The sequence below is a fragment of the Microcoleus sp. S28C3 genome (assembly GCF_036700785.1).
Lineage (GTDB): Bacteria > Cyanobacteriota > Cyanobacteriia > Cyanobacteriales > Microcoleaceae > Microcoleus > Microcoleus asticus.
In genome coordinates, this window is record NZ_JAUBPO010000061.1 from 1 (window position 1) to 26749 (window position 26749).

The 26749-nt window shown below is 46.7% G+C and carries 26 protein-coding genes; 14 read left to right on the forward strand and 12 right to left on the reverse strand.

The annotated features are described in order from the left end of the window. The 4 genes from QUA13_RS18510 to QUA13_RS18525 all read right to left on the reverse strand — a co-directional run. Positions 1–3433: DUF4347 domain-containing protein (locus QUA13_RS18510; protein WP_333200792.1), on the reverse strand; the 3433-nt coding region annotated here is incomplete at its 3' end. An 804-nt stretch (positions 3434–4237) separates the two neighbouring features. Continuing rightward, positions 4238–6361, reverse strand: coding sequence for a prolyl oligopeptidase family serine peptidase (locus QUA13_RS18515; RefSeq protein ID WP_333200794.1), 2124 nt, complete (start codon positions 6359–6361; stop codon positions 4238–4240). 125 nt (positions 6362–6486) lie between these two features. Further along, positions 6487–7080 carry a recombination mediator RecR gene (recR, locus tag QUA13_RS18520; protein ID WP_190744271.1) on the reverse strand — a complete coding sequence of 198 codons (594 nt, stop codon included), beginning with the start codon at positions 7078–7080 and terminating at the stop codon, positions 6487–6489. A 152-nt stretch (positions 7081–7232) separates the two neighbouring features. Continuing rightward, positions 7233–7601: a translation initiation factor gene (locus QUA13_RS18525; protein WP_172187651.1), complete on the reverse strand. Its 369-nt coding sequence runs from the start codon at positions 7599–7601 to the stop codon at positions 7233–7235. Positions 7602–7825: 224 nt separating this feature from the next. Between QUA13_RS18525 and QUA13_RS18530 the strand changes: the two genes are divergently transcribed. Then, on the forward strand, positions 7826–8098 hold the full coding sequence (locus QUA13_RS18530; protein WP_333200796.1) for a hypothetical protein: 273 nt from the start codon (positions 7826–7828) through the stop codon (positions 8096–8098). Between the two features lie 333 nt (positions 8099–8431). Here QUA13_RS18530 and QUA13_RS18535 read toward each other — a convergent pair whose 3' ends face one another. Continuing rightward, entirely contained in the window at positions 8432–8554 is a 123-nt protein-coding gene (locus QUA13_RS18535) for a hypothetical protein (RefSeq protein ID WP_333200798.1), read from the reverse strand. A 16-nt stretch (positions 8555–8570) separates the two neighbouring features. Here QUA13_RS18535 and trpB point away from each other — a divergent pair, with 16 nt between their 5' ends. The 4 genes from trpB to QUA13_RS18555 all read left to right on the forward strand — a co-directional run bounded on the left by trpB (position 8571) and on the right by QUA13_RS18555 (position 11122). Continuing rightward, positions 8571–9809, forward strand: a complete 1239-nt coding sequence (trpB, locus tag QUA13_RS18540) for a tryptophan synthase subunit beta (protein ID WP_333200800.1) — start codon at positions 8571–8573, stop codon at positions 9807–9809. Positions 9810–9878: 69 nt separating this feature from the next. After that, the gene (locus QUA13_RS18545; RefSeq protein ID WP_172187659.1) at positions 9879–10385 is read left to right on the forward strand and encodes a CAP domain-containing protein; all 507 of its coding nucleotides are present in this window, start codon (positions 9879–9881) and stop codon (positions 10383–10385) included. Then, on the forward strand, positions 10369–10524 hold the full coding sequence (locus QUA13_RS18550; protein ID WP_333200803.1) for a hypothetical protein: 156 nt from the start codon (positions 10369–10371) through the stop codon (positions 10522–10524). Before QUA13_RS18545 ends, QUA13_RS18550 begins: the two co-directional genes overlap by 17 nt. Further along, the gene (locus QUA13_RS18555; RefSeq protein WP_333200804.1) at positions 10490–11122 is read left to right on the forward strand and encodes a ribonuclease D; all 633 of its coding nucleotides are present in this window, start codon (positions 10490–10492) and stop codon (positions 11120–11122) included. The genes QUA13_RS18550 and QUA13_RS18555 overlap by 35 nt, the downstream gene beginning before the upstream one ends. Before the next feature lie 411 nt (positions 11123–11533). On the opposite strand, the gene QUA13_RS18560 is transcribed toward QUA13_RS18555, so the two are convergent. Both QUA13_RS18560 and QUA13_RS18565 read right to left on the reverse strand, forming a co-directional pair. Then, positions 11534–12601, reverse strand: coding sequence for a hypothetical protein (locus QUA13_RS18560; protein ID WP_333200806.1), 1068 nt, complete (start codon positions 12599–12601; stop codon positions 11534–11536). Between the two features lie 603 nt (positions 12602–13204). Next, positions 13205–14386 carry a HetZ-related protein 2 gene (locus QUA13_RS18565; RefSeq protein WP_333200808.1) on the reverse strand — a complete coding sequence of 394 codons (1182 nt, stop codon included), beginning with the start codon at positions 14384–14386 and terminating at the stop codon, positions 13205–13207. Positions 14387–14553: 167 nt separating this feature from the next. On the opposite strand from QUA13_RS18565, the gene glyS reads away from it, so the two are divergent. The 3 genes from glyS (at position 14554) to tnpC (ending at position 20121) form a co-directional block, all read left to right on the forward strand. Continuing rightward, positions 14554–16770 (forward strand): glycine--tRNA ligase subunit beta, encoded by a 2217-nt coding sequence (gene glyS, locus QUA13_RS18570; RefSeq protein ID WP_333200810.1) that lies wholly within the window; start codon positions 14554–14556, stop codon positions 16768–16770. A 417-nt stretch (positions 16771–17187) separates the two neighbouring features. After that, positions 17188–18540 (forward strand): UDP-N-acetylmuramoyl-L-alanine--D-glutamate ligase, encoded by a 1353-nt coding sequence (murD, locus tag QUA13_RS18575; protein ID WP_333200812.1) that lies wholly within the window; start codon positions 17188–17190, stop codon positions 18538–18540. Positions 18541–18678: 138 nt separating this feature from the next. Then, positions 18679–20121, forward strand: a complete 1443-nt coding sequence (tnpC, locus tag QUA13_RS18580; RefSeq protein ID WP_333200813.1) for an IS66 family transposase — start codon at positions 18679–18681, stop codon at positions 20119–20121. A gap of 21 nt (positions 20122–20142) precedes the next feature. Here the strand turns inward: tnpC and QUA13_RS18585 are convergent, their stop codons facing one another. The 4 genes from QUA13_RS18585 to QUA13_RS18600 form a co-directional block, all read right to left on the reverse strand. Then, positions 20143–20298 carry a hypothetical protein gene (locus QUA13_RS18585; protein WP_172187672.1) on the reverse strand — a complete coding sequence of 52 codons (156 nt, stop codon included), beginning with the start codon at positions 20296–20298 and terminating at the stop codon, positions 20143–20145. Between the two features lie 51 nt (positions 20299–20349). Continuing rightward, positions 20350–20712 carry a hypothetical protein gene (locus tag QUA13_RS18590; RefSeq protein WP_333189718.1) on the reverse strand — a complete coding sequence of 121 codons (363 nt, stop codon included), beginning with the start codon at positions 20710–20712 and terminating at the stop codon, positions 20350–20352. Continuing rightward, the gene (locus QUA13_RS18595; protein ID WP_333200816.1) at positions 20681–20863 is read right to left on the reverse strand and encodes a hypothetical protein; all 183 of its coding nucleotides are present in this window, start codon (positions 20861–20863) and stop codon (positions 20681–20683) included. Before QUA13_RS18595 ends, QUA13_RS18590 begins: the two co-directional genes overlap by 32 nt. Positions 20864–21041: 178 nt before the next feature. After that, positions 21042–21452, reverse strand: a complete 411-nt coding sequence (locus QUA13_RS18600) for an MAPEG family protein (protein ID WP_333189704.1) — start codon at positions 21450–21452, stop codon at positions 21042–21044. Positions 21453–21483: 31 nt separating this feature from the next. Here QUA13_RS18600 and QUA13_RS18605 point away from each other — a divergent pair, with 31 nt between their 5' ends. The 4 genes from QUA13_RS18605 to QUA13_RS18620 all read left to right on the forward strand — a co-directional run bounded on the left by QUA13_RS18605 (position 21484) and on the right by QUA13_RS18620 (position 24254). Further along, positions 21484–21684: a hypothetical protein gene (locus tag QUA13_RS18605; protein ID WP_333200818.1), complete on the forward strand. Its 201-nt coding sequence runs from the start codon at positions 21484–21486 to the stop codon at positions 21682–21684. A gap of 241 nt (positions 21685–21925) precedes the next feature. Continuing rightward, positions 21926–22864 carry a DUF389 domain-containing protein gene (locus tag QUA13_RS18610; RefSeq protein ID WP_333200820.1) on the forward strand — a complete coding sequence of 313 codons (939 nt, stop codon included), beginning with the start codon at positions 21926–21928 and terminating at the stop codon, positions 22862–22864. A 177-nt stretch (positions 22865–23041) separates the two neighbouring features. Beyond that, the gene (locus QUA13_RS18615) at positions 23042–23821 is read left to right on the forward strand and encodes a class I SAM-dependent methyltransferase (protein ID WP_333200822.1); all 780 of its coding nucleotides are present in this window, start codon (positions 23042–23044) and stop codon (positions 23819–23821) included. Positions 23822–23921: 100 nt separating this feature from the next. Continuing rightward, complete coding sequence (locus QUA13_RS18620; protein ID WP_333200824.1) at positions 23922–24254, forward strand: cupin domain-containing protein; 333 nt, start codon at positions 23922–23924, stop codon at positions 24252–24254. A gap of 170 nt (positions 24255–24424) precedes the next feature. Here QUA13_RS18620 and QUA13_RS18625 read toward each other — a convergent pair whose 3' ends face one another. Next, a complete protein-coding gene (locus tag QUA13_RS18625; RefSeq protein ID WP_333200826.1) occupies positions 24425–25126 on the reverse strand; it encodes a Crp/Fnr family transcriptional regulator in 702 nt (233 codons plus the stop codon). Positions 25127–25171: 45 nt separating this feature from the next. Between QUA13_RS18625 and QUA13_RS18630 the strand changes: the two genes are divergently transcribed. Both QUA13_RS18630 and QUA13_RS18635 read left to right on the forward strand, forming a co-directional pair. Beyond that, a complete protein-coding gene (locus tag QUA13_RS18630; RefSeq protein WP_333200828.1) occupies positions 25172–25690 on the forward strand; it encodes a CdiA C-terminal domain-containing protein in 519 nt (172 codons plus the stop codon). Continuing rightward, a complete protein-coding gene (locus QUA13_RS18635; protein ID WP_333189697.1) occupies positions 25665–26696 on the forward strand; it encodes a thiazole synthase in 1032 nt (343 codons plus the stop codon). The genes QUA13_RS18630 and QUA13_RS18635 overlap by 26 nt, the downstream gene beginning before the upstream one ends. Positions 26697–26749: the final 53 nt, after the last annotated feature.

The window sequence follows — 26749 nt, forward strand, 5'->3', positions numbered from 1 at the left end:
ACCCGTCGGGGTCGCTTCCTCCCAATCCCGTGACTAACTGGCTGCTGTTGGGCCCGAGGCTGGAGTTGGCATTGTTGGCTAATGGCGGTTGGTTGTCAGTTGGAGTTGGCGTTGGTGTGGGAGTTGTTGGAGTCGGTGTTGGAGTTGGAGTTGTTGGAGTCGGCGTTGGAGTTGGAGTTGTTGGAGTCGGAGTTGGAGTTGTTGGAGTCGGTGTTGGAGTTGGAGTTGTTGGAGTCGGTGTTGGAGTTGGAGTTGTTGGAGTCGGCGTTGGAGTGGGAGTTGTTGGAGTCGGCGTTGGAGTGGGTGTTGGAGTGGGTGTTGGAGTTGGAGTTGTTGGAGTCGGTGTTGGAGTTGGAGTTGGAGTCGGCGTTGTAGTGGGTGTTGGAGTGGGTGTTGGAGTTGGAGTTGTTGGAGTCGGTGTTGGAGTTGGAGTTGGAGTCGGTGTTGGAGTTGGTGTCAGAGGTGTGGTGAATGTAGCTTCGTTGTTGCCCGGAGTCGGGTCAGGCGTAGGTGAGGTACTTCTGGCGGTGTTGCTGACGCTGCCGGATGGGGGTGCGATGAAGCTGACTGTGTTGGTGACACTGCCTGTGTTGGCTAAGCTGATAGCCGAAAAGGTGACTATACCTGTAGCGGGATCGTAGACACCTCCGTTGGAGGGGATGACTCCTGTTAAATTCGGAAGGATGGTGTCGGTAACGGTGACGTTTTCGGCTGTGCTTGGGCCGTTGTTGACTGTCGAAATTGTGTAAGTAACTCTTTCACCCGCTGCTGCTGTCGCAGTCCCGCTTTTGGTGGTAACAACGTCGGCACTAGGTGTCAGAGGTGTGGTAAATGTAGCTTCGTTGTTGCCCGGAGTCGGGTCAGGCGTAGGTGAGGTACTTCTGGCGGTGTTGCTGACGCTGCCGGATGGGGGTGCGACAAAGCTGACTGTGTTGGTGACACTGCCTGTGTTGGCTAAGCTGCCTGCAGCAAAAGTGACAATACCTGTAGCGGGATCGTAGACACCGCCGTTGGAGGCGATTACTCCTGTTAAGCCGGGAACGATGGTGTCGGTAACGGTGACGTTTTCGGCTGTGCTTGGGCCGTTGTTGACTGTCGAAATTGTGTAAGTAACTCTTTCACCCGCTGCTGCTGTCGCAGTCCCGCTTTTGGTGGTAACAACGTCGGCACTAGGTGTCAGAGGTGTGGTGAATGTAGCTTCGTTGTTGCCCGGAGTGGGGTCAGGCGTAGGTGAGGTACTTCTGGCGGTGTTGGTGACGCTGCCGGATGGGGGCGCGATGAAGCTGACTGTGTTGGTGACGGTGGCTGTGTTGGCTAAGTTGATAGCCGAGAAGGTGACTATACCTGTAGCGGCATCGTAGACACCTCCGTTGGAGGGAATTACTCCTGTTAAATTCGGAAGGATGGTGTCGGTAACGGTGACGTTTTCGGCTGTGCTTGGGCCGTTGTTGACTGTCGAAATTGTGTAAGTAACTCTTTCACCCGCTGCTGCTGTCGCAGTCCCGCTTTTGGTGGTAACAACGTCGGCACTAGCAGCAACAATTGTAGTTGAGACTTGAGAGATTGGTTGGGAACTATTGTTGTTAGCTAGATTTGGGTCGAAAGTGCTGGATGTGCTATAGGCACTGTTAGTTAAGGCAGCGCCGACTGTTGCCGGAACTATTGCGGTTATGGTGCGGGTTTCGCTAGCACCGTTAGCCAGAGTCGGAATCGCCGGCCAGATGACCGTCCTCGTTGTGGGGTTGAAAGTACCGCCGTTGTCAGTGCTGACGAAAGTTAAGCCCTCTGGGAGCGGATCTTGAATCAGGACGCTTTCGGCGCTGTTTGGCCCGTTATTTGTGGAAGTAATCGTATAGGTAATCGTGCTATTGGGTATGGCATAGAGCGGGCCTTTTTTAACAATGGAAACGTCGGCTACGAGTGTAGGGGGCTCTAGACTTTCGACGATGACATTATTAACTTCGTGAATGTTTGTATTTCCCCCTGTCGAAGCAGCAAACCCAAATTTAAAAGTACGTGGCACTGTTCCGTTTACGGTTGCCAAATTTGGTATGTCGATCAGTGTTTCGCCCGGATCAAAGATGCCATTGGTGTTTAAGTCGAAGGCAACTGTCAGACGGTTAGGAGATATTATTGAATTGGCCGGGAATAATGTAATTTGGACGCTTCTTTTAGCAGCAGTGCGAGTGGTTGTATCTTTATTATCTATGCCAATGGCAATGGAAGTGCTTGTTAAAAAATTATAAGATGTGCTTTGGCTGCCTCTAAGTCCTAATGAATCCGGCCGCGGCCCGGGGCCGCCCACACGCCCTCCCGCTCCTCCTTGAGGGAGAGAAAAATTGCCAAACTCGTCTAATCCGACACCTAAATAACCTCCTGAAATACCAAGTGAAGCGGGACTATTATTATTCTGAGCATAGCCGAGAGAGCCACCATATCCTCCCGCTTCTGTTGGCGTAGCTGTTCCGTCAATCAGGAAAAAACTAATGCCATCGGCACCAAGGAGGGAACCATCCCCTTGAGAAGGGACAGTACCTCTGTTATAGGCAAAGAAATCAAAGGTAACTTTCAGACCCTCAGTGGCAGAGATTGGGTTGTTGTAGATTACAAAAGCTGCTTGTGTAAATTCATTTGATGTTAATCTCAAAGTACCTGTTCCAGGTGGATCGCCAGTCCCTAAAGCGGGAATAACGCCGCTGCTGTTGGGTGTACTACCTGCGGTTAAGCCTGGGTTATCTGTAAGGGTGTTGCCAACTCCATATATCCAAGGCCCGATTACTGTTGAATTTTTAAATTCTTCAGCCGCTAAGGTAGCCAGGACTGATGTATAGCCTTCTAGGACTTTTTTTTCAAAGGCTATTTCGGTATTTATTTGTCCTGTAGCAATTTCTAATTCCCAGTCGCCACCTAATGCTGCACTCCCTGTTAAATTATTGGAAGCCGCAATATTTGTCCCGGTTAATTCGCTGAGTTTTTGTATGAATTTAAGGCCTGATTCGCCGGCTGCTATGTTACAGCCGTAAAGTAGAATGCTGCCGGATTCGCTAAGGGCTTTTCCCCACTGCTGCAATTGGTGGCTGTAGGTTTCTAGATTATCAATATTAAGTTCTGTTGAGCCGATTTCTACTGCTGCTTCTCGGCCGTGAGAAACTATGTGCAGGCTATTGATGCTGCTGCGCTGACCCAAAATTTCGGTGATTTGCTCGATCGCCCCCCTGGTTGGATTGAGTACAAATACTTCGGTTCCAGCTTTAATACCACCGATCAATTGTTCGTAGTTTTCTACTCGGGAGTCAACAATCACTAGAGATTTTTTCGCTTCACGCCATGCTGTAGAGCTTGCTTTTTTAAAAAAGTTGTTTTTAGTGGCAATATTCGTAAATTTAGGTATTTTTACGGCAGAAAAATTCGGCAGATGGGAGATCATTTCCATTATTCCCTGATTTAGTTATTTGTTTTAGCCTACCCACCTTGATAATATTCCATAAACACAAAAATATAAATTTTCGATGAATTATTTTTATACAGATAATTTAATACTTACGTGTTTTTTTGAGATTTTAGCAAAGAATTGGACGAGGACTGCTGCGGGCGATCACGGGTCGCTAGGAGGACAAATCACCCCAACTCCTAGGCAAGCGTTTTCTGGCTTTGACTGCGCCAGTCAGTTCTTTTTATTGGAGAAGAGGCTATGCAAGAACATGGAGATTTCGATCGCCAATTACTTACGCATTGCTGAAAAAAGGCAGTAATTCCGGTAACGCGAGGCTTCTCAGTACCGTTGTAAGTAGGATTTTTTGTTGAATCTTCACCGTAAGTCAACTTAAAAAGGTGGTTTCGGAGAATTGGAAAATTTTTAATTTTCGATGCGATTTACTACTGTTGGTCATTGACATCGCCACCAAATTTACTTATCTTGAAGCCATATCAAAAAAAGATTAAAAATGCCACTAAAACATACAAAAATTAACATCGCGTCAGGCAAGTTAACACGAGCTAGGAGTTGCCAAGTTGCACTAATCTATGATTTTAATTTTCGGGTGTCCGCAGCCAAAAGTAGTGAAGCGATCGCAGGATGTGAAAATTGAACGCGAGATTAGGTCAAAAAATTATTTCAAATACTAGGGTGAGGTGGTTTGTGCTGCGTGCGTACCCTACGGGAGAGGCAGAAAAATAGAGGGTGGCGCGATCGCACTTTCTCCGACTGCGCCACCCCCAATTCCGCACTTTTTAAACGTTAGTTAATATCGAGTTCCCGCACTAAAAAAGCCCATTCATCTGCCAATTCTTCAATGATTTTCGCAGTGGGTTTGCCGGCACCGTGTCCCGCTTTCGTTTCAATGCGAATTAACACCGGTTTTTCTCCCGCATGGGTTTCTTGCAAAGCAGAAGCAAACTTGAAACTGTGGGCCGGAACTACTCGATCGTCGTGATCGGCAGTTGTAATCATTGTCGCCGGATAAGCCGTTCCCGGTTTGAGGTTGTGCAGGGGAGAATACCCGCGAATTGTGGAAAATTCTTCGGGATTTTCCGGCGAACCGTATTCAGAAGTCCAAGCCCAACCAATGGTAAATTTGTGGAAGCGCAACATATCCATGACGCCGACTGCCGGCAGTGCTGCACCGAACAATTCCGGCCGCTGAGTCATGCAAGCTCCCACTAATAAACCGCCGTTGCTGCCGCCTGCGATCGCCAATTTAGCCGGTTTGGTGTACTTGTTTTCGATCAACCATTCAGCGGCACTGATAAAGTCGTCAAACACGTTTTGCTTGTTCAACTTTGTGCCTGCTTGGTGCCATGATTCACCGTACTCGCCGCCTCCCCGCAAACAGGCGATCGCATAAACTCCGCCCATCTCCAACCACACGACATTGCTAACAGAAAAACTCGGAGTCAGCGAGATGCCAAAACCGCCGTAGCCGTAAAGGTAGGTGGGGTTGTTGCCATCCAACTGCAAGCCTTTCTTGTGCGTGATAAACATCGGTACTTGCGTACCGTCTTTGCTCGGGTAAAATACTTGTTTTGTTGCGTAATCCTCGGGATTAAAATCGACTTTTGGTTGCCGATAAATCGTACTTTCATCTGTCACCATATTGTAGTGGTAGATGATGTTGGGCGCGGTGAAACTGGTGTAAGCATAAAAAGTTTCGGTATCGTGCCGCTTGCCGCCAAATCCTCCCGCCGAACCTATTCCGGGCAATGCCACTTCTCGCACGAAAGAGCCGTCTAAGTTGAAGATTTTAATCTGGGTGTAAGCGTCTTTCAAGTAGGAAGCGACAAATTGATTGTTCAGGAGATTAATGCCTTCGAGAGTTTCTGCTGCTTCGGGGATAATTTCTGTGAATCCCCCCTGAATCCCTCCTTTGCAGGGGGATTCAGGGGCGGTTTCATCACCAGCGAGGGATGAAGGAGGTGGGTTGTTGGTGTCGATCGCAATTATGCGGCCCAGCGGTGCATTCAAGTCTGTTTGAAACCAGAAAAGAGAACCGTCATTGTCGATGAAACTGTACTCAGCCTCGAATTCGCTAATGAGTTCTACAACTGTTGATTCCGGTGCCGTTAAATCCTTGTAGAAAATCAAGTTTTTCGTTTCCGTTCCCTGCCAAACAGATATAATTAAGTAACGGCCATCTTCGGTGACGCCGCCGCTAAATCCCCACTCTTTCTGGTCTAATCGCTCGTAGATTAATACGTCTTCACATTGCGGCGTGCCGATTTGGTGGTAAAACAGTTTTTGGTAATAGTTAACGTCTTCTAGTTTGGTTTTTTCGTTGGGTTCGTCGTAGCGGCTGTAAAAAAAGCCTTTACCGTCGTGAGTCCAGGATGCTCCTGAAAATTTAATCCACTTTAAATGATCTGATAAATCTTCGCCGGTTGCCACATCGCGGACTTTCCATTCCTGCCAGTCGGAGCCGGAAGTTGACAAACCGTAGGCCATAAGTTTGCCGTCTTCGCTGATAGCTACCCCACCCAAAGCAACGGTTCCGTCTTCTGAGAGAGTGTTGGGGTCAATTAATACTTTGGGTTCGCCGTCGAGGGATGTCAAAGTGTAGAGTACGGATTGATTTTGCAGGCCATTATTCTTGTAGTAGAAATAACGATCGCCTTCTTTGAAAGGTATGCCGTATTTCTCGTAATCCCAAAGTTGAGTCAGGCGCTGTTTGATTTTTTCCCGCGCCGGAATTTCGTTGAGGTAGGCAAAAGTAACTGCATTTTGGGCTTCCACCCAAGCTTGAGTTTCCTCAGAATCGGGATTTTCCAGCCACCTGTAGGGGTCAGGTACTTTGACGCCGTGGTAGTCGTCTGTTTGGTCGATTTTGCGGGTTGTGGGGTAGGTGAAAGGTCGATCGAATTTAGCCATGATTTTTCACTATCGGTAACTTAGTTTAGTGTAGCCTTATTATCTGTTGTTAGTCCGCTGTTAGTTCGTGCAGGCGGACTTCGTTTGCGTAGGATCGGTTTCAGCCGCCGAATAATATTGAAGAACTAATCCAACTCTCTCCTTCCTTCCAAAGCACGAGCCAATGTAACTTCATCGGCATATTCCAAATCTCCCCCCATCGGCAAACCAAAAGCTATCCGCGTCACTAGGGTAAAAGGTTTTAATAAGTGACCGATATAAAGAGTAGTAGTTTCGCCTTCCACGCTGGGACTAATAGCAATAATTACTTCCTTAACCTTTTGCTGGCTGACGCGCCGGACTAACGGTTGAATGTTCAATTGTTCCGGGCCAATTCCATCCATCGGCGAGATAACGCCGCCAACAACATGATATTTGCCCATATATTCTCGCGTTTTTTCTAAAGCGATTACGTCGCGGGATTCTGACACTACACAAATGGTATGACTGTCGCGGTTGGTATTGCGGCAAATTTCGCAAACAGGGTCAGCAGATAAGTGAAAGCATACTTGACAGAAACCTACTTGCTGTTTGGCATCAATCAAAGATTTAGCTAGGGCTTGCACTTCTTCTTCCGGTCGCTTCAAAATATGTAAAGCTAAACGCTGGGCTGTTTTTGGACCGACTCCGGGCAAGCGCTGCAATTGTTCGATTAAACGAGCTAAAGGTCGAGTGTACATTAAAAATTGGCGGTAATTGGTAATATCATTTCTGGTTGATTCGCGATCGTATAATTTGCGCGATGTAGGGGCGGGTTTTACCAACCATCTATGTTTAAAACTAAGTATATCATAAACCAGCCCCGCCCATACACTGATGACTATTGACTAATTTACCCTCCACTAATTTTAGCTTTATAGCCTAACTTGGTGATAATTTCTAGCAGTTTTTGCTTGTGTTCGCCTTGAATTTCGATTTCATTTTCCTTGACAGTGCCGCCAGTACCGCATTGGGCTTTTAGCTGTTTGGCTAGAGTTGCTAATGTTTCGGGTTTTCCCTGAAAGCCGCTGATAACTGTAACAGTTTTGCCGCCGCGTCCTTTTCGGGATGCTTCAATTTTGAGGTTTTGTTGATTTGGGGGGACTTCTTGTATTCCTCGTTCGAGGGCGGCGGAGTTGTCAACATTGCCAAATTCGGAATAAACAATTCGTTTTCCTGATTGGTTATTGGAATTGGAGTTTTTTGGCTTTGATGTACTCATAGTAGTTTGGTGTTTGGAGTTAGGCTAAGTAGCCGATGAGTCCGGCAGTCCGGCAGGGGTTGAAACCCCCGCCTCATAGCGAAAGTCCTCGGTCGAGGACTGTAGGATGTGTTTGAGAATGGTTGATTTAGATGAGTTTTCAGGGAAGATAATCTATGAGATTTACAGTTGGTTTTGCAGAGATTGTACTTGATATTAGCAGTCAGTTTTAACTGACTTTAGCTATGAGACAGGTAATTCATTCCCTGGCGGGCTTAAGGACGATCGCACATTTCCCGGTTTTGATTGAATTATATCGTTTACGGTTGTTTTTGGAGGATTTAACCGCAGAGGGCGCTGAGGGCGCTGAGGAAGAGATGAGAAGGATGGATAATTGCGATCTTAAGGGATTTGATTTGAGCGGGAAATTTAATTTTATCTACAATAGTGGACGCAGTGCGACCAAAGAAATCGGGTTTTTTACCTTATCTGCGCGCTGCAACGAAATATTCTCGTAAAAACCCGGTTTCTGACCACCCTTGCGTAAATCCTAATCTCGTAAGTGCGATCGGATGCAAGCGTAAAAAACCCGACTTCTTCAAGGAGTCGGGTTTCTAAGTTTTTCATGTTTCCATTCAATTAATTTCCCCAGCAAGTGGGGAGATAACGAAAGAAATTCCTAAAGAAGCTAAAAATAGAGCAATGTTTTCATTCAATTAGTTTCCCCAACGAGTGAGGAGAGCTTGATTATACACCCCATACAGCGCAACGTGTCCACAGGCAATTTGCGATCGCTCCCAAAAATGTCTGTACAAATAGCCTCTCACCCACAAAAAAAATCGCTGAAACCCTTACAGCACAATATATTGAAGGCTCAAACCAACTTCAGCCATCCCAGCGATTTCTTGCAGCCCTCGCGATCGCACCCGATCGCCCACAGCCCCATCGACTCGATATAATGAAATCTGTCCCATTATCCCCACAAAGTTCGTGACAGTCACCCCCCTGCATCTCACTCCCGAAACCAGCACTCAACGCCCCGACTCCCTCGGCAGATTCGGCAAATTCGGCGGCAAATACGTCCCCGAAACCCTGATGCCGGCTTTATTTGAACTAGAAGCTGCTTTCCACAAATACAGCAGCGAACCGGAATTTCAACAGCAACTCCAACAATTGCTCAAAGATTATGTCGGCCGCCCCAGCCCTTTGTATTTTGCCGAACGCCTCACCGAGCACTACGCTAAAGCAGACGGAACTGGCCCGCAAATTTACCTCAAACGCGAAGATTTAAACCACACCGGAGCTCACAAAATCAACAACGCTTTAGCTCAAGCATTGCTGGCAAAACGCATGGGCAAAAAGCGGGTAATTGCTGAAACTGGTGCCGGCCAACACGGCGTTGCTACCGCCACAGTTTGCGCTCGTTTCGGTATAGAATGCGTTGTCTACATGGGCGTTCACGACATGGAAAGACAGGCTTTAAATGTGTTTAGAATGCGCTTGATGGGAGCCGAAGTGCGGCCGGTGGCGGCGGGTACGGGAACGCTGAAAGATGCGACTTCCGAAGCGATTCGCGATTGGGTGACAAATGTGGAGACAACTCATTACATTCTCGGTTCGGTAGCGGGCCCGCATCCTTACCCGATGATGGTGCGCGATTTCCATGCGATAATCGGTCAAGAAACCCGCGCTCAGTGTCAGGAAAAGTGGGCTGGTTTGCCGGATATTTTATTAGCTTGCGTCGGCGGCGGTTCTAATGCAATGGGTCTTTTTCACGAGTTTGTCGGGGAAGAAACTGTCAGATTGATCGGTATTGAAGCGGCGGGCGAAGGTGTGGAAACTGATAAACACGCTGCTACTTTAACTAAGGGAAGTGTGGGAGTTCTGCACGGGGCGATGAGTTATTTGCTGCAAGATAATGAAGGTCAAGTGATTGAGCCACATTCGATTAGTGCGGGTTTGGATTATCCGGGTGTGGGGCCGGAACATAGTTATTTGAAGGATGCGGGCCGAGCTGAATATTATAGCGTAACTGATGCAGAAGCGCTGGAAGCATTTCAGCGGCTTTCGCAGTTGGAGGGGATTATTCCGGCTTTGGAAACTGCTCACGCGATCGCCTATTTAGAGACTCTCTGCCCGCAGCTAACAGGCAATCCGCGGATTGTGCTTAACTGTTCGGGACGCGGCGACAAAGACGTGAACACTGTGGCGAAAGTTCTAAATATCTAGTTTGGCGGAATGTGGGGCGATCGCTCTGTAGGAATCGGTAACAATTAACTTTATTTCTCGTTTGATTTCATGTCCAAAGGTTTGATGTTGATGTGCTTGGGATTGTTGACAATCCTGCCTAAGTGTGACACGTTTATTCCGGTGCGATCGCTGCCACAAACTCCCATGAATACTAATGTTGCTTCGAGTGCTATTACTGACTTAGAAAAAGCGGTTAACCAACAGATAAATCAATACCGAGCATCTAAAAAGTTGCCGCCGCTGAGTATCGATCCGCGAATCACTCAGATAGCAAGAATTCACAGCCAAAATATGGCTAACGGTAAAGTACGTTTCAGCCACGATGGATTTGAAGGCCGGGCGAAGGCAATTACTATTCCTTATCAAAGCGTAGCTGAAAACGTTGCTTACAATTTCGGCTTCAGCGACCCGGTACGCAATGCTGTTGAGGGTTGGATTAAAAGTGAGGGCCACCGCAAGAATATGGAAGGTCAGTTTAATGTGACCGGTATTGGGGTTGCAAAAAATGCCAAAGGCGAGTATTATTTTACTCAGCTTTTTGTTCGCAGCCGATAAGCTGAAGGAAGAAGGAAAAACGAAGAAGGAAGAGGGAAGAAGGAAGAAGGAAGAAGGAAGAAGGCAGTCAACAGTCAACAGTCAACAGTCAACAGTTACCAATAATGGAATTTCCAGATTTTCAAGTGTGCGATCGTGATATTCCCGATTCTCTCTTATCTTATTATTTGACTGCTCCGGCGATCGCCGTTGATACGGAAACAATGGGTTTGCTACCGTGGCGCGATCGCTTGTGTTTGGTTCAGTTGTGCGATCCGCAAGGTAAAGTAGTGGCGGTGCGGATTGCCAAAGGCCAGACTGCGGCGCCGAATTTAAAAAAGCTAATGGAAGCTGAAAATATTGAGAAGGTATTTCACTTTGCGCGCTTCGATTTGGCAACAATGCGTTACAATTTAAGTATTGACATTGCACCTGTTTTCTGCACAAAAATAGCAAGCAAACTTGCGAGAACTTACACCCACAAACACGGACTTAAAGACTTAATCCAAGAATTGGAAAAAGTAGAACTAAACAAAACTTCTCAAAGTTCTGACTGGGGAAATTCCGAGCATCTTTCAGACGACCAACTCAGCTACGCTGCTAACGATGTCCGCTATTTGCTGAGCGCTAAACAAAAGTTGACTGCTATGTTGCAGCGAGAAGAACGCTGGGAAATTGCACAGCAATGTTTTCAGTGTTTGCCTGTTTTTGTGAGTTTGGATTTATTGCAGTACAACAATGTTTTCGAGCACGGCTAATACCATTTTAGATTTTAGATTTTAGATTTTAGATTGGGAATGACTGATGACTACCAGGGTTTAGAGCACGGGAATACAGTTGCATTTTTTTGGGAACTGGTATAATATTCTGTCACCTCGCAGAACTGCTATCAAATTGGTTTGTAGTGAAGACTTGAGTTATCATGAAACTCGCTCGGACTTTAGTCCTCACTACAAACGTAATTATTATTATTTGACCGAAAGCATCCAGGATACAAGCCCCCGGATTCATCCGTGGAGAAATAAAAAACCTGTTTCCGATGAAACTTGCCCCCCGAATTTATCCGTGGGGTCAATGCTTCAATCTAAAATCTAAAATCTAAAATCTAAAATCGATTGACCGGACTTGATGTGAGTTAAAGAAAATTCAAAACAGCGATCTATGGTTGATTAGGGCTGCTCGGGATTGTGTTCGTGCAGCAAAGCTTCAATTTGGTCGTCAACATTTCTAACCACCTGTTCCAAAGCGGGCAACCCCTCTAAAGGCACAGGAGAAAGGCGAGTTCGATCGCGAATTTGATTCACTTTCCGCTGCAATTCTTCTGCCAGCCGCAGTGCGTCCCGACTCAAAGTAGACAACTGCTGCTGCTGGTAAAACCTCAAAGCGGCCCCCCGCAAAACTTGCAGGGTTGCTTCTTCCTTGCCACCCACCGTCATTACCCGCAAGCGCAACAGCAAATGAGTGTTTTGATATATGCGCTCAACTTCGACTTGTTTGGGCTGTTCCACCGGGCAAACAGGCATATCTGTCAGCCGCTTCAACTCGTCGATGACCTCTTGGAACAGGACGATATCGATACCTTCGAGCATCGATTTCAAAACGCCGTCTTGACTCCAAAGAATGCGACCTTGGGACTGATGCCGCTCAAAAAACAGGCGGCCGATACCCTCTCGCAGCACTCTACCGAGCAATTCTTGCAGCAGTTGGGGCGCGGGCAAAGTTGCCAAAACTTCCACTTGGCTTGACAAGTGCAAGGCCTCGACATTCAAAACCGATAGCTGTGTCGGTGTCGGGCGAACCTCAGCGCCAGCAGGTTTAAAGCGTTCAGGAGCGGGCATCGAGGGTTCTGGCACAGACAGCAGCGTTTCTGCTTTGGGGCCTGAAGTTGCTGGTGCGGGATTTTTGGGTGTTGGGGCTGCGGCGGTTTCTGTCTGGCTGGGTTCTCTGAGCTGGCTCCCGTGGAGCAAGTAAGCTGAGAGCATCGAGCGCTGAGTTTCCGAGGCAATTGGCTCTGTTGTGACTGAGCAATTCATGTAAGCTAAAATCCGCTGCACGTAGTCCAAGGCGGAATCATCTTGGGCATCGACTACGCCCAATTTAAACAGATTACCTTCTAGAGATAAAGGCAAAACTTGATAGTAAAGGCAAGCTTCAAAGGGGACAACTGTGTCGATTAGGTGAAAGATTCGATCGGAGTCCATTGTAGCTGCCGAGTCTGTTGAAGATGTATGTACCATTAGCTGCTATGTAGTTGGAAGCGCGATCGAGCGCGACGCACCAACCTGATGCGATAAATTTAAACGCTGCAACTTCCCTGACGGAGGAATTGGTCTAACAACCGGAAGCTTTTATGAAATAAAAATCCTTAGTCCCCGAATTTTCTCCCTTCTCTATTGCAGCCTCAAATTCTACCAAAAGATGGAGAACTTGATGATAACAGGCGCAGTCTAGACCAACTATCATCGATCGCGGGAGATTGCTTCCCGTGGCTGGCAACGACAGAATTATGTCTTTAACGCGCAAGTATTATAGATGCACCCGAACCGAGATTTACGGGCAACCGCTGAATTTAGGATTGGTTAAAACACCCTAAAAAGTCGATCGTGCTGCTAGTATCTTAGCCCAGAGAGTTGACTGCGATCGTCTCCGATCGCGATCGTCGCGCCAGCGCTACGATATCCCGATCGATCTAACCTGATTTGATACAAGGGGCATCGTGCGGTTTTCCACGGGGAAACTCGCAGCACTTTGTGGCTGTCCGGGAATTGATTTGTAGCGCGGATTCTGAAAAATGCTACCGCCAATTAACCGCGAGCAATTGCCTGCCACCCATGATCGATCTACTCGTTGCGGAGCGATTGAGCTGCTAAATAGAGTTTGCTCCACTCGCCGATGACTTGATTGGTTTTCAGCTTTAATTCAGATGCGATCGTCTCTACACTTTTGCCTGCTTTCAGCGATTCTACCAACTGCCGCTGCACCGGCGTGAGGTTTTGTAAATATTGCTGCCACTGAGCGGGAGTCAAGCCCAAACTGTGTTCTTGGAGCGAAGTTTCCAGCCAGTTGGCGACTAATTCCGGTGCTTGTTTGACCGCAAAAACCCGAATCGCGTGGTAACTGACTTTTTCTCGCAAGCGGTAAATTTGCTTGATAGGAACCTTCAACTCCTCGGCAATTGCCTCTTGGGAACGACCTTGCAGGTAAAGCCGCAGCCACCGGGAAGCTAGCGGATCGACTTCAGCCGCCAAGTAATTTTCAAATTCTTGTTGGACAATCTGCCGCTGAGTTTGCTGCTCTTCCCAAGCTTGATTTTCTCGATACTCGGACATTGCCTGTTCGTCTAGCAGGCTGAGCGGTTCGTCTGTATCGTCGGGTAGAACCTGTTCCGACACCAGCCGCACCCAGTCTCCCGCAGGCACTTGCGTCAACCCGCCCCGCTGGGAACGCCGCAGGTAGTTGACAAAACGGTACACCAGCAGCGGCTGGTTGCGGATCGGCCGCAAGCAGTATTCTTCTGTGCTCGCCAGCAGCAAAGCATTTCGCAGGCGTCTGTCTGAGGTGCATTCGGCAATCCAGGCGACTTGCTGCTGCAGGTAGCGATCGGAATTGAGCATTTCCTGAATCACTTCTTGCAGTACCTCCACCGCACTCCGCTGTCTGTCGCGACTCAGGGAAACCCATGCTTGGATTTTTTGCCGGAGCACCACTAAACCGCCGAGCCGCCCGATCAAGTTGCGGTAAGCTTTTTCTGGCGGTACTCCCAGATACCGAGAAAGCAAAATTCGATATAAAAAGTCGATCGCGCCGGAGGCGACGGTTAGCTGAGCCGGAGCAAGAGTGTCAAATCTTTCTGGCCTGTCTCCCAACAGCCAGCGGACAACGCTCTCGCGAGTGCTAGAACTCTCATCCGGGCAATCTTGTTCAAGTCGCGACTTCCAATCTTGTGCCAGTCTTTCCGCCAAGGTCATGAGCTGTTGAGCTATTTGTCTTTCACCCCCGATTTTACGTGGTATGCTGATCATTTGATTCTTTTTTGGATCTAATAGGACTTGCGCATCGCTAAAATAATTCTGTATTTGGGTTATCCCGAGCGCAATTGCAGGCTTTTTTTAACTGGCGATCGGTAACTTTTGTAATGATTGAACGGGCAGATTAATTGCCTATTGACACAAACACCTAAAACTGTTATATGGCTAACTTTTTATTAGAACTCGGTACGGAAGAATTGCCCGCATCTTTTGTCAAAAGCAGCGCCGAGCAGTGGCAGCGGCTTGTACCTGCAAGTCTGGCAGAAGAATCCTTGACAAATGACTCAATTAATGTATACGCTACTCCGAGGCGTTTGGCCGTTCTGGTGAAAGGATTACCAGTTCAGCAATTAGATAGAGAAGAAGAGGTAAAAGGGCCGCCGGCGAGTTCCGCTTTTAAAGATGGCAAACCGACGAAAGCAGCCGAAGGTTTTGCGAAAAAGCAGGGCGTAGAAATTGATGCTTTGGAAGTTCGCGCTACCGATAAAGGCGATTTTGTTTTTGTGCTCAAAAAGATTCCGGGCCGGATGAGTGCGGATATTTTAGCAGAACTTGTGCCGCAGTGGATTAATAAGTTAGAAGGCAAAAGATTTATGCGGTGGGCCGACGGAGATTTGAAGTTTCCGCGCCCGATTCGATCGATGGTGGCACTTTTGGATGATACTGTACTGCCAATTACATTGGTGAGCGGTTCGGATACGGTCAATAGCGATCGAATTTCCCAAGGACACCGGGTGTTATACACCCCCCCTACACCCCCCCTTGGTAAGGGGGAGACATCGCTTCCTACACCCCCCCTTGGCAAGGGGGGGACGGGGGGGGTCTCGATTCCGCAAGCCGAGGATTATGTCGAGTGTCTGCGGGCTGCTTGCGTGGAGGTCGATCGAACCCAGCGCAAAACTCAAATCAAAGCACAAGTAGAAGCCGCAGCAACAAAACAAGGCGGTTACGCCGACATTACCGAAGATTTGTTAGAAGAAGTCACCGACTTAGTAGAATGGCCGAATGCAGTTGTCGGCAAATTTGACGAGGAATTTTTGATATTGCCGCCGGAAGTAATCACCACAATTATTGTTACAAACCAGCGGTATTTTCCCATCCTCAAAAGCCCCGATTTTCCCGAACTTCTGCCCTATTTTATTACAATTTCCAACGGCGACCCGGCTAAAGCGGCGATTATTGCCGCCGGTAACGAGCGAGTAGTGCGGGCGAGATTGGCAGACGGTCAGTTTTTCTACAAAGCAGACTTGGTAAAGCCTCTAGAGGATTATTTGCCCAAGTTGGAAAAAGTTACTTTCCAGGAAGATTTGGGGACAGTGCGCGCAAAAGTCGATCGGCTGTGCAAGATTGCCAGCCTAATCACAAATCAACTGCAAATAACAGCCGAAGAACAAGCTTACATAGCAAGAGCAGCATTGCTTTGCAAAGCCGACCTCGTAACCCAAATGGTTTACGAACTTCCCGAAATGCAAGGAATCATGGGGCAGAAATACGCCTTAGCAAGCGGCGAACCGGAAGCAGTAGCCACAGCGATTTTTGAACATTATTTGCCCAAAGGCGCTGGCGATAATTTACCGCAAACTCTGACAGGTCAAGTTGTCGCAATAGCCGACAAATTAGATACATTAGTCAGCATCTTCGGCTTGGGAATGTTGCCGACTGGTTCATCCGATCCCTTTGCTTTGCGCCGCGCAGCCAATGCAATAACTAACATTATTTGGGCGGCTGAGTTGCCAGTCAACTTGTACAAGTTGCTCGCAGAAGTTGTTGCCGAATTTACCGCAACGCGCCCAGAAACACCGCCGGAGTTGCTCGATCAGTTATACGAGTTTTTCTTGCAAAGAATTCGGACTTTGTTGCAAGAAGAAAAGAATGTAGATTACGATTTGGTAAATGCAGTTTTGGGAGAAAACGACCCAGAATATACTGAACGAGCATTGAGAGATTTGTTGGACGCACTGGAAAGAGCGCTTTTTCTGCAACAAATCCGCAATAATCAGACTTTGGATCTGATTTACGAAACCGTCAACCGTTCAACTCGTTTGGCGGCTCAAGGTGATTTGGATAAAGTAGAATTGGAACCGAAAACGGCGGTGAAACCGGAGTTATTTCAAAAGTCGTCTGAACAAGCTTTCTATGATGCAGTCGTGCAGTTAGTGCCGCAAACGCTGCTATCCAAACAAACTCGCGATTACCAGCAATTAGTAGATAGCTTGACTGAGATTGCTCCGACTGTCAGCAACTTTTTCGACGGGCCAGAAAGCGTTTTGGTGATGGACTCCGACCCCGAAATTAAGCAAAATCGGTTGAATTTACTGGGTTTGCTGCGGAATCACGCGCGGGTGTTAGCTGACTTTGGGGCGATCGTGAAAAGTTAAAATTGACAACACCTGAATATTCTGGGCCCGCAGATTCCACCTTTGCCCGCAGTTTGCCGTTCGTTTCAACCCCCGTCTGAAAGCGAAAGTCCTCGCTATGAGGACTCAAAGCCATACATACCAAACTTTTCAATCAGTTTTAACTGACTTTAGCTGTTAGACAGGGGTTTTCAACCCCTGGCGGGTATAGGGCAAACTTGAGAAACGTACTTGTTAAAAATGTCGCTCGAAATAACCTTAAAGGTTACCAATAAAAAAAGTAAATCTATTAGGATTATTGCCGAACCGCGCGCCTCTCAGCAGAGTTCGATCGCTCTCTTAAAAAATAAGCAAAATGGCCAATAGCCAAAAACCAATGGAAGGTTAAGATATAAACTTATAAAACCAGGGAAGTTCGCTCCATCACACACACAACTTATGCCGATCGCTCATATCATTGGACTAGGAAAATCAGGAATTGCCGCTGCCAGACTGCTAAAACGCGAAGGATGGGAAGTAACGCTGAGCGATCGCTCATCTTCCCCAAGCTTGCTCGAACAGCAACAGGAATTCGCTAACGAAGGAATTCATGTTGAGCTAGGTCAATCTTTTGAACCAGTCGAATCTATAGAATTAATAGTAGTAAGTCCGGGCGTTCCCTGGGACAGTCCAGCATTAGCGCGCGCCAGAGAGTTAGGGATTGAAACAATCGGAGAAATGGCTCTCGCGTGGCGTTACCTCAAATCTCCTTGGGTGGGAATTACTGGCACTAACGGCAAAACTACTACTACTGCTTTAATTGCTGCTATTTTTGAAGAAGCCGGGCTTTACGCTCCCGCTTGCGGCAATATTGGCTATGCTGCGTGTGAATTAGCTTTAGCCGAAAAACAGCCGGATTGGGTAATCGCAGAAATTAGCAGCTATCAGATAGAATCCTCGCCGTTTGTAGCGCCGCGAATCGGAGTTTTGACGACTTTGACGCCGGATCACCTCAGCCGCCATAAAACTTTAGAAAATTACTACAACATTAAAGCGCATTTGCTGAAAAAGTCTGAATTGCAAATAATCAACGGCGACGATCCTTATTTGCGCCAGCAAGGACTTGACATTTGGCCAGATGCGTGTTGGACGAGTGTGAAAGGTGAAAAAGAACTGTTGGGCGATCGCACTTTTGGAGCCTACATCGAAAACGGTTGGGTAATAGCTCAAAGCGAGAAAATTCTGCCTGCTGAGTCTTTGCGGATGGTGGGAGAACACAATTTGCAGAATTTGTTAATGGCGGTGGCTGCGGCTAATTTGGCGGGGATAGATAAAAGTGCGATCGCCCGGGCGATCGCTAAATTCCCCGGAGTTTCGCACCGCCTCGAACACATCTGCACTTGGGAAGGCATAGATTTCATCAACGACAGCAAAGCTACTAATTATGACGCGGCCCAAGTCGGGTTGGCTTCTGTTAGTGCACCGGCGATTTTAATTGCCGGCGGCGACCCCAAAGAAGGGGACGATCGCGCATGGATTGATACAATCAAGGCGAAAGCTGCTGCGGTGCTGTTAATTGGAGATGCAGCGAGTCTTTTTGGCGATCGGCTCAAACAAGCAAATTACAACGCTTGGGAAATAGTCGAAACAATGGAACGAGCAATCCCGAGAGCCGCAGAATTAGGCAGACAAAATCATGCTAAAGTAGTGCTGCTTTCGCCAGCTTGTGCTAGCTTCGATCAATACCAAAACTTCGAGCAGCGGGGCGATCATTTCCGTCAATTGTGTCTCGAATCGCTTGCTAAAGAGTAGAGCTAGATATAGAGCGCACGCGATATCTGTAGGGACACGGCATTGCCGTGTCCTGCCCCGGGATCTGCTACTTTATAGATTTGTAGTAAGGATTCAGGTCAAAAAAACTTCGGTGGCGGCATCTGGTAAAATAAACCAATGAAAAAGCCCACAGCAACCAGAAAGCAGAAAAAAACCGAAATAGAGCAGTTGAGCCAAGCTGAACTGGTGGAAATGGTACTGGGGCTGCAAAAAATCATTGAAGAATTGCAAGAAAAACTAGCGATTGCTACGGGCAAAAATCAAACCACCAGTCAGACTTCATCCAAACCCCCATCAACGGATCTACTCCAAAAACCAGAGAAACCAACAGTCAAACCAGAAGCAGACCAAAAACAAAAACCAGGTGGACAACCAGGTCATCAGGGGAAAACCCGAAAAGGGTTTGGACGAGTAGACAGAACCGAAATTAGCTCACCCGACATCTGTCTCAATTGTGGCAGTAAAGAATTAAGTGAAGTAATTAACATCCACAGACAGCAAGTAGCAAGTCTAGTGGCAAAACCAATCGAAGTCGTCGAATATCAGACACAATCGTGTAAATGTCTCGAATGTGGTGCAGTAGTTAGAGGAGAACCACCCCAGGGAGTAGTTCCAGGGCAAGACTTGAGCGTTAATCTCCAAGCACTATTAGTCTGGCTGGGTAATTACGGGCATCTTTCCTATGCCAAGCTGACTGAGTTGTTGTGGGAACTAGGGGCGATTGAAGTGGGAGCGGGAACACTCCAAAAAACCAATCAACGAGTAGCAGCAGCGGTAAAGCCAGCGATAAATGTACTGTGGGAATGGGCCCGGGAGCAATCAAACGTTCATGTAGATGAAACGCCTTGGTGTGTGATGGGGGTTAAAGAATGGCTATGGACGGCGAGTGGAGAAGGATTCTGTTTATTCCATGCTGCAGATACCAGGGGACGTGTGGAATTAGAAACCATGCTGGGCACAGAATTTGCGGGAGTCTTAAGCTCAGATGATTTCAGCGTTTATAATGGCGGGAACATCGCAGCCCAACAGAAGTGTCTGGCTCATTTACGGCGGCATTTCAAGAAAGTGCTGGAACTTCCTGGCAACAACAATGCAGCAGTCGCTCAAATATTTCTTTCATTAATTGATGAAGCTTTTCGAGCCCATGAGTCCTGGCGCAAGACGAGGGATCTACTCACCTACCACTCGTGGGCAAATGATTTCAAAATACGATTGAATCAAGCTTTGGCGACTTGGTTAAGCCTTGTGGGTTATGCCGCAGGTCTGTTACTAAAATCCTTACGGGATAAGGCAAAACAATGGTGGTATTTTCTCAATGACCCCTCGGTTCCTCCGGATAATAATTTAGCAGAACGTTCTCTACGGCTAGCTGTAACTAAACGGAAAGTTTCTGGCGGCTCTCGTTCGATGAAACGATTTGAGGAAACGGCTAATCTGCTGAGTGTGATTCAAACCTGTCGTTTTCAAACTCGTTCAGTAATGGCTTTTTTCCGTGATGCTATTTCTGCCCATTCTTGTGACTTGGCTATGCCTGAGCTCATTCCCTTCTTTCAGACCTGAATCCTTACGATTTGTAAGTCTTCAAACTGTCTTCCAAATATCCTTAATTCTAGCCTGCTGTTCCCATTCTAGCTCACCAAAAACTAGCATCATTTCCTCATGAGTATAATCAATAATAATCGCCGCCAATTGAGCCACAGTTTCCGCTTCCAGCATTGCTAGTTTTAATTTGGTCATTGCTTCTTTATCCATTAACACGAAACTTTTAATTTTTACCTCATTTTTATTTTAATTGTGCCTGCAAATCTCTTTCAGTTGTGCATTAAAACTGGCAACCTGAGTAGCATTTACTCTATCAAAGTTGCGCGAAGATATTTTTAATTCTTCGCTGCAAATCTGAGAGCGCAATTTTTCATCAATCTCCAGAATCTGACCTTCAGAAGTGACAGTTTTTTGCAACAAAATTGCGATTTCCCTTTCCAGTTGCCGATTGCCTTGCTGAAAGAAATCTTGAGAGTTAGAACGAAACAAACCACTATTGACTTGCTGAATTTGGCTGGGTGTCAGCGATTGAGCCGAGACAGCAGCCGGAAATCCAAAAGATGCTGCTAGCCACCAGCTAGAAATTATCTGTTTGAGAATGCTGTTCATCACTGTCTGGAGGAGTTTTTACCTCAGTTGGTTTCTCGTTTTCTGACTCGCTTGCTAATTCATCTTCTCGTTCAAGTTTTTCTTGCCACTCGACAAGCTCCTGAAAAAGTTTCGGGGTAATTTCAAATACGGGTTTGTTGGTTTCTGACATATTCACTCCTAACATTTATTACATTTAACTGGTTCCCGGACTCTGCCTGGGAACCGCTGTCGAGAGGCTCTGCCTCGCTTTTTCAGCAGGAAAATTGGAGGCTGAGCCTCCGGATCTGCGTTACCAGGTAGAGCCTGGTAACGAGTAGAAAAACAATTATGTCGATCGGAAGCTATGCTCAAACCTTCAGCAGCGACATAATTATCCCAGTTAGGGAACCACCGAGCAAAGCTAAAGTAGCTAAGGTACTAATGCCAAATCCTGCCGCTCTTTTTTCGGCAGCTTGATAGTAACCCCAAGCAAACAAAATACGTCCAATTATCCAAACTGCGCCGATAGCAGCACCCCAAATTGGGCTGATAAATTGCGAGAACAGCCACAGCGAGGGCAAAAATAGAATCATTTGCTCTAAGGTATTTTGCTGAACTCGCACCACTCGCTCAAAGTCTGGGTTTCCTGTCATCTGCGGGGGAGAAACTTTGTGTTTGAATCTAGCTCTGCTGACGTTGATGGTAACAACGAAGTAGACAATTAATGCTGAAACAGTAATTAGACTAGGCCAAAGTGTCGCGTTTGCTTCTGCGAGCATGATTCGGTATTATTCGGGTGGAGTAGATATCTTGATTATAAATCAATTATTGCCGATCGGGTCATTCATCGCCATCCAGTCATTCAAAGCAGGGGATTTGATGCAACTGCTGGGTATTAGTGGCGCGGCAATTGCTTTCGGGTTCCGGGACATCCTCGAACACTTGCTGGCTGGGATTTTCATTCTTTTTCTCGCACCTGCATACGGATACAAGCCCCGACTCCTCTGGTGAGCAGCCCCAAATTTTAGACTTTTGTTCAAGCTCCCAGATTCATCAGTGGAGTCAATCTCAAATCTCAAATCAGTGGAGTAAATTTAAAATCTAAAATCTAAAATCTAAAATCTAAAATCGTTTGACGGATACAAGCCCCTGACTTAAGGAGATTATTTTGCTCAACAATATTCGAGACCGTCTTAAATATTTCACCAGGAGCAGGATTGCTCCAGAGCATTTAAAGCAAATACGAGTTGACTTGTTGGAAGAATCAACCCTAGATATTGACTATCTTGTCTTAATTCTCGGCTCCTGTATAATTGCCACTTTTGGACTGCTTGCCAACAGTGCGGCCGTAATTATCGGTGCAATGATAATTGCGCCTCTGATGTTGCCAATTCGAGGGTTAGCATTTGGAGCGGTAGAAGGTAACGTTCTCCTCTTCCGCAAAGGTTTAATTGCATTAGCAGTCGGGACGCTGCTAGCAATTTTTCTAGCTTGTTTTTTGGGCGCTTTGGTACAACTTCCCGACTTTGGGAGCGAAGTTCTAGCTCGTTCTAAACCTACATTACTAGACTTAGGAATTGCGATCGCCGCTGGGGGAATCAGCGGCTATGCGAAAGTTCAGCCCAAAGTTTCTGCTACTCTGGCGGGAACTGCGATCGCCGTGGCTCTCATGCCGCCCATTTGTGTTATAGGTTTAGGCTTATCTCAAGCTAATTGGTCGCTCAGTTTGGGAGCAAGCCTCCTGTATCTTACTAATTTGCTGGGGATTACTCTTTCCTGTATGCTAACCTCTTTAATGGCCGGCTACACGCCCCTGCATCGCGCCGGTAAAGCCCTCTTGTGGGCGCTAGGATTGACGACTATACTTGTGATTCCTCTGGGGGTGAGTTTTGCGGAATTGATCGAGCAAGCGCAACTAGAAGCCAGTCTGAAGCGGGCGTTGCTTAACCGAACTATCACTTTTCAACGAGTGGAAATGATTAAAAGCGATACTAACTGGTTGGCGAAACCGCCGGAAGTTCGTCTGAGTGTTCGCAGCAGCGAAGCTTTGACACCCAAACAGGTGCAGCTTTTAGAAGCATTTGTCGAAAAAGAAATGGGTCAACCATTTACCCTGATTTTTCAAGTCAGTCAAGTTGAAGAAGTGCGGCGCTCAACCCTGAATAAGTCCGGATCAAAACCGAAATTTTAACTATTTTAGCCCTAATTGTAGGACCCCAGAAACTCTAATTCACGAAGTGACGATCGAGTATAATTCCGGATATTGTAGGGTGCGTCAGCCTACGATAATTTGAATATGAGCTAGCTCATAGAAAGATTTGGGAGAATTTGACAAACTGAGAGTAAGGTTAAATAGGAGGTCAATTTAATGACCAATACTGCTCTCAATTTTAAGACTGCACCCGGACATGAAGTTCTGGCCGCGGCGGGTAAGAGAATGCTGAGGCCGGGGGGGAAATTTGCTACGGAACAGTTATTTGAATGGGCGGATTTTCAGCCTGGGGAGACTGTTTTGGAGTTGGCTGCTAGTTTTGGATATAGTTCGATCGCCCTTGTTGAACGTTTTGGCGTAAAAGTAGTGGGAGTTGAGAAAAATCCCGACAGTGTGGCCCGCGCTCGTGCTAATGTTGCAGCAGCCGGTTTGAGCGATCGAGTGGAAATTGTGGAAGGAGATATTTTTCACTTGGATCGGATTTCCCAACAGTTTGATTGGGTTTTGGCTGAAGCTATCCTGACGATGCAGTCGCCGTCAGGGAAAGCTAAAATTGTATCGGGAATTTGCGATCGTTTAAAACCAGGCGGCAAGTTTCTCTCTCACGAACTTTTAGCTAGAAACCGAGAATCTGAAATTCACAAAGCTTTATCAGAAGTGATTCGGATTAATTCAACGCCTTTGTCGGAGTCTGGCTGGATTGCTGTTTACGAAAACGCGGGTTTGCAAGTAGAAAAGTGTCAAACCGGGGCGATGGGGCTCCTCAATTTGCCGCGAATGGTTGAAGATGAAGGGTTTGTGGGTACTGTGCGGATTTTGTGGAATATATTAAGCCGATCGCAAATTCGCGATCGTATCTTAGCAATGCGTCGAGTTTTCCAGCATTACCAACAAGATCTAGGCTACATTGTTATCTCTGCAAAAAAACCATCTTAACAAAGTCAATCGATTTTCTATTTTCTATTTTCGATTGAAGAAAGTGAAGCCTCTGATAAATCCGGGGCCTTGTGACCGAATTAATTAATTGTCAAAAACTATGACTACTACTCTTTTACCGCTACAATCCTCAGCTATCCAACTCCGAGACACAATTGAATATCCCGCCGGAGTGTCGAGCAAAGTTTTAATCAAAGACAATAATTGTCAGTACAATTTACTTTGTCTGGCTGCGGGTAGCGAAGTTGCAGAACACTTTTCGCCGCGCAATGCCACGGTTAATGTCATCGAAGGAAAGGGTATTTTGACTTTGGAAGGCAAGGATATTGTTTTGGAATCGGGGGTGTTTGTTTTCATGCCTGCTCGCGCACTCCACGCTTTGAAAGCCGAGTCAAATTTGGCATTTATCTTGACACTTTCTGAGCCTCATTAATGCCCTCATTATTCTGTAGGCACAGGTTTTACCAACCCTAATTGCCTAAAATCAATAATCTCATCAACCCGCCCCGATTCACAGGTTGTGCGGGGCGGGTTTATATAGATAGTGAGTTGCAATCAAGTATTCTTTGTGAAAGCCGCCTACAAAAATTGGCATTTTAACATTTAGTCTATTTCTTCTCCCGAGGCGAGATTCTCCAATTTTTCCCAATCCAATACAATAATTTTACCGCCTCGACTGTAGGATACAAACGGTTTGAGTTTCTTAAATAACCGCACGCATTCTTCGTAGGTAATTCCAATACTGCGAGCAATTTGATAGTAGGGAAAACGTTTCTCTAAACATACACTATTATCCGCAATCTTCGTACCTTGCTCGACGGCAAAGTAATGAATAAATCTGGCCAGCCGCACGATCGCCCTTTCCGACACCAAACCGTGTACTGTCTCGTGCAGTTGCTGCAACCGCTGGTTGAAAACCGCCAATATTCGCAAAGCAATCTCGGGATTTTCCCGAATAGCTGCTAGCAAAACTTCCCGTTCTGTGGTAAGAACTTGGACATCAGTTTCTGCCGTCACCGTTGCGGGGGCAATGCCGTTGCCTAACAAAGCAGGTGCGGCAAAAATATCTCCCTGAAATAAAGTGCGGAGAATTGTTTCTTTGCCCGCCGCCGCTGTTTTTGCAACCCGCAGAGAACCGCTCAAAAGAGTGTATAATTTTTCGGGGATGCGATCGCCCTCATACATCACAACTTCTCCCTGCCGGTACGTCCGAATTGCTGTATGTTCTTGCAATCGCTCTAATTCAGTTCGGTTTAAGCTGGCAAATATTCCAATTTGAGCCAGTTGCTCGACAGTTGATTTCATACCTTTAACTCTACCCGCTCGGAGCCTATCAACAGTATAATAACGGTGAATTCAGAATATATCGAGACAAGCAGAGCCATCTACGAAAATGCAGAACCAGAATATCGGCGATATTATTTTGATGAGATAGCTGGCGGATTTGTGCTAATTCACCAACAACACAATCTTAATAATTCGGAAATATTTCTAGCTGAAATTTTGGCTAAAATAGGGAAGAGAGTTAGAATGTTGAGCGAGCAAGCAGCAGAAGGTGTGAGAACACCAGACGCTGAGATTGACGGTGAGATTTGCGAATTTAAGGAGTTGACTGAACAGACTCAAAACATCAGAGACCGAGTGCAAGAAGGCATCAGTAGATCCAAAAAGCAAGGTGCATCAGCCGTTGTTTTTCACATCAATCGAGAAAATTATGATGTCGGGAAAATCAACGCTGGCATCAAACAAGCTCTGTTTTGGGATACCGAAAAGCAAATTCAAAAAATATTTTTTGTTGTTAATAGCGAACAAATTCAAATCATCACAAGGGAAGAGTGGAACAATGGAAGATCATTTCAGCGAATTTAAAGAGATTGTAGCGCGGGGATTGCAGAACAATATGCCGCGAGATGCTAAATTAATTACTGTAGGGCAAATTTTATATGCTGTTAGCCACGACGATCTCACAATAGAAGAAGGTTGGAAGCTTGAAGAGATGATGGGTGGCCGAACACAGTGGGAAGAGGCACTTGAGTACAGCATTTTTGGCTATCCAGTAGACACAGCAACGCCACCTTTAGACAAACCTCTGGTTATTGCAGGCAAAACTTTTCATTCTCGCTTGATGACGGGGACGGGAAAATATCGCAGCATTGCAGAAATGCAGCAAAGTGTCAACGCTAGCAGGTGCGAAATTGTTACCGTAGCTGTGCGGCGAGTGCAAACAAATGCTCCCGGCCATGAAGGATTGGCAGAGGCTCTCGATTGGACTAAAATCTGGATGCTGCCAAATACTGCCGGTTGTCAAACTGCGGATGAGGCGATTAGAGTAGCTCGTTTGGGCCGGGAAATGGCGAAACTATTAGGGCAAGAAGACAATAATTTTGTCAAATTAGAAGTGATTCCCGATGCTAAATATTTGCTGCCAGATCCGATCGGCACTTTGGAAGCCGCAGAACAATTAGTTAAAGAAGGTTTTGCAGTTTTGCCTTACATCAATGCCGATCCCTTGCTGGCAAAACGGCTCGAAGAAGTCGGTTGTGCGACAGTCATGCCTTTAGGTTCGCCCATCGGTTCGGGACAAGGGATCAACAATGCCGCCAACATTCAAATAATTATTGAGACGGTAAAGGTTCCTGTGGTTGTCGATGCGGGGATCGGAACGCCCAGCGAAGCGGCTCAAGCAATGGAAATGGGAGCCGATGCACTTTTGATTAATTCCGCGATCGCCAATGCCCAAAATTCCCCGGCAATGGCAAAAGCAATGGGAATGGCAGCAGAAGCGGGCCGGATAGCGTACTTAGCAGGCAGAATGCCGGTCAAAGATTACGCGATCGCCTCTTCTCCCCAAACAGGCACTGTCACCTCCAAATAAATGGCCGAATTTTCCTGGGCGCTTTTTTGGTACAGTTGTAAACATCAAAAATA